The organism is Marivirga lumbricoides (assembly GCF_014636295.1).
In the GTDB taxonomy this organism is placed as follows: Bacteria; Bacteroidota; Bacteroidia; order Cytophagales; family Cyclobacteriaceae; genus Marivirga; species Marivirga lumbricoides.
This window is the reverse complement of sequence record NZ_BMEC01000007.1, coordinates 217,570-229,177: the sequence shown is the minus strand read 5'-3', so window position 1 is coordinate 229,177 and position 11,608 is coordinate 217,570. Positions and strand designations below refer to the sequence as shown.

The 11,608-nt window shown below is 36.1% G+C and carries 9 protein-coding genes; 3 read left to right on the top strand and 6 right to left on the bottom strand.

Annotated elements, in window-relative coordinates; translation table 11 throughout:
- Positions 1-10: 10 nt before the first annotated feature.
- The 3 genes from IEV85_RS12385 to IEV85_RS12375 all read right to left on the bottom strand — a co-directional run bounded on the left by IEV85_RS12385 (position 11) and on the right by IEV85_RS12375 (position 4,322).
- Positions 11-166 carry a hypothetical protein gene (locus IEV85_RS12385; RefSeq protein WP_188463758.1) on the bottom strand — a complete coding sequence of 52 codons (156 nt, stop codon included), beginning with the start codon at positions 164-166 and terminating at the stop codon, positions 11-13.
- 44 nt (positions 167-210) lie between these two features.
- Positions 211-1,446 (bottom strand): hypothetical protein, encoded by a 1,236-nt coding sequence (locus IEV85_RS12380; RefSeq protein WP_188463756.1) that lies wholly within the window; start codon positions 1,444-1,446, stop codon positions 211-213.
- Between the two features lie 314 nt (positions 1,447-1,760).
- Positions 1,761-4,322: a hybrid sensor histidine kinase/response regulator transcription factor gene (locus IEV85_RS12375; protein WP_188463754.1), complete on the bottom strand. Its 2,562-nt coding sequence runs from the start codon at positions 4,320-4,322 to the stop codon at positions 1,761-1,763.
- Between the two features lie 320 nt (positions 4,323-4,642).
- On the opposite strand from IEV85_RS12375, the gene IEV85_RS12370 reads away from it, so the two are divergent.
- The 3 genes from IEV85_RS12370 to IEV85_RS12360 are packed head-to-tail and all read left to right on the top strand — an operon-like array spanning position 4,643 to position 7,862.
- Positions 4,643-5,620, top strand: a complete 978-nt coding sequence (locus IEV85_RS12370; protein ID WP_188463752.1) for an NAD(P)H-quinone oxidoreductase — start codon at positions 4,643-4,645, stop codon at positions 5,618-5,620.
- 23 nt (positions 5,621-5,643) lie between these two features.
- A complete protein-coding gene (locus tag IEV85_RS12365; RefSeq protein ID WP_188463750.1) occupies positions 5,644-6,543 on the top strand; it encodes a mechanosensitive ion channel family protein in 900 nt (299 codons plus the stop codon).
- Between the two features lie 5 nt (positions 6,544-6,548).
- Positions 6,549-7,862: a DUF2254 domain-containing protein gene (locus tag IEV85_RS12360; protein ID WP_188463748.1), complete on the top strand. Its 1,314-nt coding sequence runs from the start codon at positions 6,549-6,551 to the stop codon at positions 7,860-7,862.
- Between the two features lie 25 nt (positions 7,863-7,887).
- Here the strand turns inward: IEV85_RS12360 and IEV85_RS12355 are convergent, their stop codons facing one another.
- The 3 genes from IEV85_RS12355 to IEV85_RS12345 all read right to left on the bottom strand — a co-directional run bounded on the left by IEV85_RS12355 (position 7,888) and on the right by IEV85_RS12345 (position 11,447).
- Positions 7,888-8,949, bottom strand: coding sequence for a PA0069 family radical SAM protein (locus tag IEV85_RS12355; RefSeq protein WP_188463746.1), 1,062 nt, complete (start codon positions 8,947-8,949; stop codon positions 7,888-7,890).
- Positions 8,950-9,265: 316 nt separating this feature from the next.
- Positions 9,266-10,720, bottom strand: coding sequence for a peroxidase family protein (locus IEV85_RS12350; RefSeq protein WP_188463744.1), 1,455 nt, complete (start codon positions 10,718-10,720; stop codon positions 9,266-9,268).
- A 322-nt stretch (positions 10,721-11,042) separates the two neighbouring features.
- Positions 11,043-11,447, bottom strand: coding sequence for a response regulator (locus tag IEV85_RS12345; protein ID WP_188463742.1), 405 nt, complete (start codon positions 11,445-11,447; stop codon positions 11,043-11,045).
- Positions 11,448-11,608: the final 161 nt, after the last annotated feature.

The window sequence follows — 11,608 nt, the reverse complement described above, 5'->3', positions numbered from 1 at the left end:
TATTTACTTTTTATTTCTTAGTGAAATGCAATTGCTTAACAGGCTTGCCATTTTGAATGATTATAATCTCGTATTGTCCTTTTGCCAGGTGATCCACATTGAGTAAAATTTTTTTAGTCAGGTCAATTTTCAATGCGCCCTCATACCCTTTGTGCGTTTTTTTCACCTTTACATTTTAACATCCTGTTATCCTTTGATGCCTCTGGTTGTCTACATGCAGATTGAATTGTCATTATTACCTGCAAAGGAATTATCGCTTTCCGTTAGCATCCCTCCGAAAGAATCTACCGCTATACCACAACCTAATCCGTTGCGTATAACCGAATTAGTGATAGTTAATTGAGGAGCATCAAAAGCACCATCTTTATCGAGAATTATGTTACCTCTTAGGCCACTTACTAAATCGCTTCCCCCAAACTCTACTACACAATACTCCATGCTGTTTAAATTACTACTACTTCTTATCACTAAGCCTTGCCAATATCCCGGCTGTTTTTCTACAGCAGTAAAAGTGATATTCTTACTTGCTGTACCATTGGCTATGAGTATTCCGTCATTATTACCGCTAAAATCTTCCCTAAAAGTGATGGTTTGATTGGCTTCGAAAGCCAGAGTGGCACCAGCTGCTATGGTCAGTCTCGCCTCGGCTGAAAAAGTTTGTGAAATAACATAATTGGCACCCTCTTTTAAAGAAACCCACGTTGCGTCTGCCGTCAATCTATGGGTAGCGCTGCCACTTGCATTAATTTCTACCCCATCAATTCCATTATTACCAGAAAAGGTGCTATTAGCATCTATTAAATCTGTATTTTCAGCATCAATCCTGACTGCAGCTTCTTTATTATTAAAAAAACTATTGGAGGAAAACTCTCTTAAAACAGCTCCTTGTTCTACAATAAATCCATATCCGAGACATGATTGAATAGTAGTGTTTTTTAATTTTAAGCTTCCATTAAAGCCTGAAGCATCCTCCACTGCGAGTCCTCCCTTCAACTTTACTGAACCGAAAGCCACTAAATCATCACTTCCTGCATATTCTAAAACACAGTAGTTAAGTTCATTCCGCACATCATTTGCCAAAACAGTTATTCCTCTCCAAAACCCGGGTACTTTCTCTATACCTGTAAACAGAATTGGCTTTTGGGATGTGCCCACTGCTCGTATTGCTCCGCTTGCCCCCACTCCTTCAATATAGAATCCGGAGTTGGCCTCGAAAGCAATAACTACACCCGGCTCAATAGTTAGCAAAGCGCGTACATCCAAATAACCTTGCACTATATAATCTGCAACTGAAGGGTCTTCTATTATATCTTCTAAAAGTGTCTCTTCTAATATATCGGACTCAATCAGAATGGTGGCGTCAGTAATAGGACCAATAGGGGTGTCATCTGAATTGCATGCTACTAAAGCAATAAGAAAGAAAATAGGAAGCTTAATCTTGTTCATCTTTTTTTATTTAAAATCCGGACTTGAGGTTGTATTATTTCAAATCTATGGCTTTAAATAAATCGTCAATATGAATTATGTAACAAGAGCTATGAGATATGTAACATGTTCAATTTGAGTGAACAGAGAGCGTTTTTTCGCTATAATTTTTTTTAAGATTTTGAAATTGGAGGCAATAAATGATATGGGAAGTAAAATCATTTAGTGCTATGATCTTCTTTGAAACAGGGAAGAAACTATAAAATCGGAAAAGTGAGCTTTTACTTTAAACCGGAAATTCCCATGAAAAAATTAAACCAGAACCATTTCTTGTATTAGTTAATGCTAGAAACCGTATTGAAAGTAGCATAGCTATGAGGCGTACGACCATAAGTTTCTTTAAAGCATTTAGAGAAATAGGAAGGATCATTGAATCCTACTGCATATGCTACCTCTGCTACTGTTATACCTTTTGTTTTAAGTAGACATTCAGCTAGTTTCATGCGCTGAGAACGGATAAATTCACTGGTACTTAAGCCTGTAAGGGCTTTAAGTTTTCTGTGAAGTTGCATTCGGCTCATGCCTATTTCTTTACTAAACATTTCGGCCGTAAAATCCGGTGCCGACAGTTTATTATCCATGAGGCTTTGGACTTTATCTAAGAAAACTTCATCGGCCGGAGCAATGGCAATATCCATAGGTTTTAAAACCAATTCCTGGCTATACCTTTCCCGCAGCTTTTTCCTTATTTCAATTAGTTTCTCAACTCTGGTTTGGAGAAGTTTATGATTAAATGGCTTTAAAATATAATCATCCGCACCAGTTTCTAATCCACAAAGTTCATTCTCTTCTCCAGCTTTGGCTGTCAGCAATATGATAGGTATATGGCTGGTTTTTTCATCTTTTTTAAGGGTATTGCATAGCGAAATACCATTCATAACAGGCATCATCACATCTGAGATAATTATGTCGGGAATTACGTCAAAAGCCTTTTCAATTCCTTCTGAACCATTTTCAGCTTCTAAAATTATAAAGTTTCGTTGAAATTGCTCGCTTATCAAAAACCTAATATCAGCATTGTCATCCACTACCAGCATAATGGGTAATTCTTCTTCCGGGTTATCACCGGATGTTCTGATTTGCCCATTGCTATTCCAAAGCTCTCTTGTAACATCAGCTGTTTTCGAGCTGCCATTTACCTGAGGTAAAGACACCTCAATAGTTCCTTTTCCTGCTGAAGCTTCCAGCTCTAAAGCAGAATAACTATCTCTTTTCACTGGAATTTCTATTTTAAAATGGTTGAATTTTTCAGTAGCCTCAAAGTATATGTTTCCTTTATGCAATTCCACCAATTCTTTCACTAAAGCCAAACCGATACCTACACCATTTTTCTCCGCATTTACCTGATAAAACCTGTTAAAGATTTTTTCCTGATGTTCTGGCGTGATGATTTCACCGGTATTTTTTACTGAAATCAATAAGGTTCCTTCCTGGCAAGCTACTTTCAAATCAATCTTCCCATGCTCATTTCCATATTTAACAGCATTGGAAAATAAATTTGTAACAGCTTTACTTAGTACCTCAGGATCTATCAATACTACTTCTTCTGATTCAGAACTGGTCTCAAAATTGATCTTAAACTCCTGTTTTTTTTGATTTGCCAGGTAAATATAAGGCTCAACTTGTAGCGATATCCACTGTTTCAGCATTATAGGTTTTACCTTTAAATCCATTTTATGGGCTTCCAACTTTGATAAATCAAGTAGTTGATCCACTAACTCCAACACTCTTTCCGAGTTTTGATCAATAATACTAAGATGCTTTTTAAGGTGATCATCTAAACCCGGGTTATTAAGTTCTATCTGAGCCGATCCTTTAATTAATGTAAGTGGCGTTCTAAATTCATGTGAAATGTTGGCAAAGAAATTAGACTTTAATTGATCTAACTCTCTTAATTTTTTATTGGTTCTTTTTCTGTTTCGAGACAATATAAAGTAGAATACTGCAATAATTAAAATAAGGAAAATGGCTGCTATTAATACAAACAATTGTGTTTTTCTTTCCTTTTCCGCTAATGCAGTCTGAGCTTTCAATAATTGAATTTCTTTTGCTTTTTTATCAGTCTGATATTTTGTTTCGAGTGTGCGGGTTAGCTCATTATTAGCTTTTTTTCGCATACCATCCCTGATGGTATAAAATTTTGCATAATGCTGAAATGCCTTCTCGTGGTCGCCCAAGCCCTTGTATGTATACGCCAGCCCTTCATGTAATCGGGAAAATTCATGCGTTAAAGTATCCTCAATTCCTTCATATATTCTTTTTGCCTTCTTAAACCGGATCAAAGCATTTGGAAAATCGCTCTTATATTTCTCAAAGTAGTTGCCATGGTAAATCAACAGAGTTGCCAATTCCTGAGGGGCTTCTTTTTTTGATATATATTCAACACCTTCTTGTAAATAAAAACCTGCACTATCTAGTTTATCAATTGCAAAATAGTAGTTCATGTAAATTAAATAGAGCCGGCACAGCTTTTTTGTATCATCAGTCGTTTTATAATATTCAAAAGCTTTATCCAGATATATTTTGGTTGTATCATATTCACCGATGAGGCCATACATATCTGCTAACCTCATATATACATCATTTATCAATGCGGCTGAACCGAGAACTTCTGCTAATGCTAAAGCCTCCAGTTGGAGCTCTTTAGCGGCTTCCACCCCTGCATGAGTAAAGGTAGTTCTGGAGATTTCTGAGCGATCTAAAATTGATTTTATTACAGTTTTATTAAGGATGTTATTTTTCCCGGCAAGCGAATCTATTTTTAAATAAATAGGAAGTGCTGAAGTATAATTTCCTTCTTCATAAAACTCCTTCGCCTTCCGGTACAAAGTGTCCAATGAAGAAATATTTGATTGCGTGGTTTGTTTCTGAGAATATAAATTTTTTGAACAAATGCAGATGCACAAAAAGCCTGTTAAGAAAACTCTATAAAAACTAACCATATCTTATAAATTGAAAGTTTATTCAATATATATAAACAAATGTAAATAATTACTATAAACAATTACTTTTATAAGTTGAATAGAGTAAATTGAAAAATTATATTTTAAAATAAGGAAGAGTATCCGCAATTCTATCAACTAAAATCAGATGATTCTTAATCTTATCTTTTCCAGCTCCGTAAAAAGAAGAATTATTAAACTAGAAAATTTATATTTTGCAAGCCATTATTATCACCCAACCAGGAAATGCTGAAGTACTCAAGCTTCAGGAACGAAAAGACCCTGAAATTAAAGAAAATGAAGTATTAATAGAGGTAAAAGCTGCGGGTGTAAACAGACCGGATATTATACAGAGAGAGGGGAAATACCCTGCTCCTGATGGCGTAGATGCAGATATACCGGGATTGGAAGTAGCGGGCATAATAACTGAAGTAGGCAGTAAAGTAAGTCGTTGGAAAGCTGGTGATAAAGTATGTGCATTACTGGCAGGAGGCGGCTATGCATCTAAAGCTGCTGTTCCAGCTGTGCAGTGTCTGCCTATTCCCGATGGGCTTAATTTTCAGGAGGCAGCCTCTTTACCAGAAACGTTCTTCACGGTTTGGACGAATGTATTTGATAGAGCACAATTTAAAAGTGGGGAGAACTTTTTGGTTCATGGGGGAACCTCGGGAATTGGCGTAACAGCCATTCAAATGGTGAAGGCTATGGGAGGTAAGGCTTACACCACCGCGGGCTCGGACGACAAGTGTATATACGCAGAAACCATTGGTGCCACAAAGGCCATTAATTATAAAACCGAGGATTTTCTACAAGCAATTAAAGAGGCTGAGCCTGATGGCATTGATGTTATCTTAGATATGATTGGGGGTGACTATACATCAAAAAATATTGACTTGTTAAATCCTGAAGGCCGATTAGTAATTATTAATGCTATGAAGGATGCGCAATCTGAGGTAAATATGAAAAAAGTAATGGCAAAAAGGCTCACTATCACAGGTTCTACCTTACGCGCCAGATCTGCAGAATTTAAAGGGGACATTGCCTTGAAATTAGAGCAGCACATTTGGCCATACCTGGAAAAGCGCTCAATAAAACCAATAATTTATGCTACATTTCCTTTAGAAAAAGCAGCTCAGGCGCACAAGTTAATGGAAAGCAGTAAACACATTGGTAAAATTGTACTTTCAATTTAAGAAAGGCTCCTGGCACTGAAAATATGAGGGAAACTATTATTAACTCTTTTGATCGCTACTGGCATAATATTCTGGACAGGCTACCGGAAATTCTGATGGGTTTAATACTGCTAATGATTTTCATCTTCATTGGAGTTATTGTGCGGAGAATATTAGTAAACCGTTTAATGCGTCATGAAAAAGATATGCTCCTGGTGAATTATTCAGGCAGAGTAGTTTTTCTCTTTTTCCTGATTATAGGTATTATCATTCTTCTTAACCAACTCGGTTTAGGCAGGGCTGCAGGAGGTCTGCTGGCAGGAGCAGGCGTTTCAGCTCTCATCCTGGGTTTTGCATTTAAGGATATTGGAGAAAATTTTATTGCAGGCTTTTTCCTGGCATTTAGCAGACCCTTTATTACCGGGGATATTATCCAGATAAATGAATTTACAGGTAGGGTAAAGGCCATGACTTTCAGAAATACACATATAAAATCAATGGATGGAAGGGATATTTACATTCCCAACGCACTTCTTATAAAAAACCCACTTACTAACTTTACTAAAGATGGTTATATGAGGCACGAATTCGTGATAGGAATGGATTACGGTGTGGATATTACGGAAGCAACCAAAGTGATTATGGAAACCATCCAATCCCTGGAAAATATTATTAAGGAAGAAGGTTTTTCCCCTTTTGTTACTATAGATAAATTTGGAGCAAGCACTATTAATTTAAAAGTGTTTTTCTGGATTAATACCTATGATTTTCCGGGGTCAATTACTGTGCTTAAAAGCTCGGTAATGAAAGAGGTAGTTACCACTCTAATGCGAAAAGGTTTCAATATGCCTGCCGACATCCTTGAACTGAAAATTTACCAGGAAGAAAAACCTATTCCATTGGCTATAAAAAGAGATGAAATGGCTAAACCTAAAGAAAAATAGCTCTAATGAAAATATGGTTTAAAAAGTTGAAGCGTGTTTATTTATCAGTTATTAACAGCATAGCCTTCTATCCTTCGCTTCTTACAGTATTTTTCTTTTTTGTATCATTTATAGTCATACAAATTGAGTTTAAGGAAATTGTTATTGATTTCAAAGAAAATATTTCTCCGGTTTTAGTGCATAGCAGTGATAATGCACGATTGATCCTGGGTACCATTGTAGGAAGTTTAATTTCATTGATGGTATTTAGTTTTTCCATGGTAATGGTGGTACTAAATAGCGCTACAGCAACACTCTCACCACGGGTGCTGCCAGGGCTTATTTCTAATAAATTTCATCAAATTGTTCTGGGGTTTTATATAGGAAGTATAATCTTTAGCCTCAACCTTATTGTTAATATTGATTCTCCGGATATTGAATACGCCACCCCTTCATTAGGCATCTTTTTCAGTATGCTTCTTTCCATTATTTGTCTAGGCTTATTCGTCTATTTTATCCATTCTATTTCTCAGCAAATACAAGTGGATAATATTATGAACAACATCTACAAAAGCACTCAGACTGAAATAGAAAGATTGGAGACTGCTGATCAAAATGCTGACACAATAGATACTGAAAACTGGATTGAACATCGTGCCGACACTTCGGGCTATTTAAAGCTCATAGATTATGAAGGATTGCAACATTTTTGCCAGACACATCATCTCAAAATAAAGGTGAATATTACTTTGGGAGATTTTGTTACTCGGCATTATCCTTTTTTACAAACTAATTTACAATTGGACGAAGAGAAAAAGAAAAACCTTATGTCCAACTTCATTCTTTACACTCAGGAAAGAGTGGCAGATCACTTTTCCTTTGGTTTCAAGCAAATCTCCGAAATTGCAGTAAAAGCGTTAAGTCCGGGAATTAATGACCCAGGCACAGCTAAGAAAGCGATAGACCTCTTGTCCGATTTATTTATCCAGATGATGTTTATTAAGGAAAAAAATTACCTTACGGATGAAGAAGACCAGGTATGCGTATACCTTAACCCTATAACTTATGAGGATTTGCTTTACAAAACTTTAATCCCCATCAGAGAATATGGCAGCTCTGATATTATGATATTTATGGCTTTACTGGATTGTATGGCAAGGATGCTGTATGTTGACGGAGACCGCCATGAATATTCTTCTATCCTTCAGAAATTTATTCAAAACCTGGTTGACTGTTCAGCAAAGCATGTAAACAATCCTCTTGATAAAGATAGAATAAACAGAAGAATAGTCAATATTAACAATCAGCTACCTTCAAAATTAAAGATAGAAGCCATATAGGAGCTGAAAACAATCAACTTTCTGCCTAAGCAAAAAGCTTGTAATTTCCTCCCTTGCGGAAAATTTCTGTATTTAGCTTTATTTGCTTCCCTCCATTCATATACTTCTTCCTTGCGGCATCAAATAATTGACGAATGATATCCGCTTCAGGACCATCACCCCGCATTCTTCTACTCCACTCCGAGTCGTTCACTTTACCGCCATGTAAAGATGCTACCCCGCTCCATACTTTTTTATAGCGATCAGGAAAATGAGTTTGCAACCACTTTTGAAATACATCTTTTATGGTTCCATTTAATCTAACTACAGTATAGCCAGCATTTATAGCTCCTCTTTTTGCTGCGGCTTCTATAATAGCAGGAATTTCATGGTGATTTAAACCCGGAATGATGGGAGCTGTCATAATGCTCACAGGAACCTTATTTCGGGTTAATATTTCAATTGCCTCCAATTTTTTCCTTGCAGAAGCTGTCCTTGGCTCTAGCTTACTTCTTAAAGCTTCATCAAGACTGGTTATTGATAAAATAACTCTTACAAGATTATCATTTGCAAGGTCCTTTAAGAGATCCAGATCATTTAGAAAAGCGGTGTTTTTGGTAATTATACCTACAGGATGTCTATACTTAGCAAAAACAGCCAGCAGGCTACGAGTGATTCTTAATTGCTGCTCAATCGGCTGGTAGCAATCTGTATTCCCTGACAAAACAATAGGACGTGCTTTCCAGGTAGAATGAAGTATTTCCTTTTCTAATAAAGCCGCGGCATTTTTCTTTACAATAATTTTGGATTCAAAATCCAATCCTGCATTATATCCCCAGTATTCATGCGTTGTTCGGGCATAGCAATAAACGCAACCATGCTCACAACCTTGATAAGGATTTAGCGAATACTCCATTCCTACATCAGGGCTACTAACTTTATTTACTATTTTTTTGGGAGTCTCATAAAAAATTTGGGTAGCAGGCCTTTCCAAATGTGTAAACTCATCAATCGCACTTTCTTCTTCCAGGCTAAATTCCTGAGCAAGAAACCTGTTATGAGGCTTATGCTGTGCACCTCTGCCTTTTATGAAATGATTGGAATCCATTATCAAAATTACTAATATTTATAGCATTTACTAAAATATATAGCAAAAAAATGCTGCCATTTAATAATAGCAGCATTTAAATAGGGTGGATTATCAGCTATGTTTTCCTAATAATCCTTCTTTTTATTTTCCTTTTTAGCCTTTTTATCTGCTCTCTTTTCTTTCAGATTTTTGGTAGGCTCTTTCTTTACAGCTTTTTTAACTGATTTCTCCTTTGACATGGTTTCTAAAGTTTAGTAAAAGTTAACCTTAATTTAAGGCGCGTCCTAGCAGTTATAGGCTATTTATTTTTCCTCAATTATTTTCCAATAAACTACTAAAGATCTGCCGCAGTAGCAGCTACCTCCATAAGGTTTCTCATCTTAAATGTTCCATTACTTCCTAAAGTAGGTGTCCAGCCTCTGTTATTGCCTAAATAACTATTTCTATCTAATTCTAGTAATCCTATTAGTACTTCTGCAACTATTCTTCCTCCGACAGGCCCCAAACCTTCACCTTGAGAAAATTGAGTATCTGAATCCTGCCTTCCAATTACTTCCGCATCTGCCAATATGTAAAACCAGAGTGGAATACCCGCTGAAAGGTCTACATTATGTGGACTCACCTTATTATGTACAAAATCGGTTACTTGCAATATTTCTGCTTCCTCCCTATTAAGACACCTTGCAACGTTTTCCCCTGAAGGTAAAAGGAAGCTTTGCCCTCTTCTGAAGTTTCTTGTAGCTAAAGATTTATCGTCAGGATTAGTGGAAGGTACAAAGGGTAAATTAAGTAATATAGGTGCCAGGGTAGTGTCCAGTTTCTCTGCTTTTTGAAAGTTGTTGTCATAATCAAACAGAGCATCCCATTCAACAGCTTGCTTACTACTTGTAATCCTGCTGAAGCCCTGGCCAAATTCAGGAGAGAAAATGCTATGTGAAGCCCCATCGCTTTGCAGTTTAAGATTTTGGGCAATCATTGTGTGGCCAAATCGGAAAGCAGCTACTGAGAATTCTACCGGTATAAAAGCACTCTTTTTAGGTTGATAATACTTTCTTCCATTACCTAATATATCTTCCACTAAGTATTTACCACACATAATAGGAAGAAATTCATTTACAACTACCCATTGATAGTGCCAAGTTGTTATTTTCCTGGCTTCTTCATACACTTTTTCAGGGCTATAGTTGGGGTGTGCATCTTTTAACTCTTTATAATTAGCATTATAAAAACGAATAAATGCGAGTTGCATTTGAGAAATCACTCTATTCTCATCATTCCTCGGATCACCAATAATAGCAGTTTCCTTACCATTCCTTTGCAGATCGTGCGCTTCAGTTTGTTTATTCTGCCCTAAATTATTATTGGATTTTCCGGTAAGCAGAAAAAAACCTTCACTTCGTGGAGCGTACAGAAAAGGATCATCTTCAGGGCCTCCTCCAAATACACTATCCAAATCCAATTCTGCCGATCTTGAATTCAGTATCTCATTGGGGTGATTAATACTACTGAAGCTTGTAGTGGTGTCGAAAGTTATGTCATGATCGATAAACTGACCAAAAAACACCATTCCTAAAGGCACGGAATTAGTAAACTTAGCAGTATTTCCTCCATCCATAGGCCCTGCCACCTTTCCTAAGCCCGATAAAGATGAAGGAGCATTGTATAGAGGGGGTAAGTCTTTAAACATTCGACCAAATCGGCCGAAACTCTCATCAGAAAATGAGTGAAGTGAACAAAGCACATTTTTACCTTCAAAACTGTGCATTCCATGGTGATTAGAATTTGACATAATTGAAATTGGTTAAGGTTATAATTTATTTGCTATTACTCATGGTTCATATATGAAGCTGATGGCAAAAAATTAGTTATCATATCATCAACTTCAATTCAAAATCTTATCGATCATACATGGATTTTAATCTATTTTACAACTCTGTTTGCAGAATTTATATATAAAAGTATATATTTTTATATAAATGTAATAAAATATTATAATTATTCAAATTATACTAATAAAATTTATTATTATACTTTATACTTGATTTATACAAAGCGTATTTAATGAAAATTGAGCGAATGGAATAGTAGAGAGGAGAAGGATGTATAGCTAATTATTCATTGAATAAAAAACCTAATGAAGCACTGTGTTTTAACTCTTCCAGGGTATCTGGCGACACAGGTTTTGATAAGTATTGAATAACGAATTCGCTGGCTCCGGCTCTGGTTTTGTCATCCTCGTGTACGGAAGAGGATACAATTAAAATTTTAACATTAGCAGGTTCTGTGAAATTCTTAATCTCGTCTAAGAATTCCCAACCATTCATCACGGGCATATTAATATCGAGAAAAATGACATACTTTTCCTCCTTTTTATATACTTCCCGCAAATATTCACTTGCCCTTAAACCATTTTCAAAAGAGATTGGAGCAGGGTGAAAGTGTGTCTCTTCTATCATAAAGGATGAGATCTTAATAGATACCTCATCGTCATCAACCAATAATAAATGCCATTTCATCCTTATATTCTCTTTTCTTTTAAATTTATATTTTACATTTTCCGCACCAAATACTTACAATAACATCTAATTCACAGCATGTTCTAAAAATTAATACTTTTTTTTCTTCAGCAATTAGCTTATTAAAAAAGAGCACATGAATAAGCCAATAATTCTTGCTA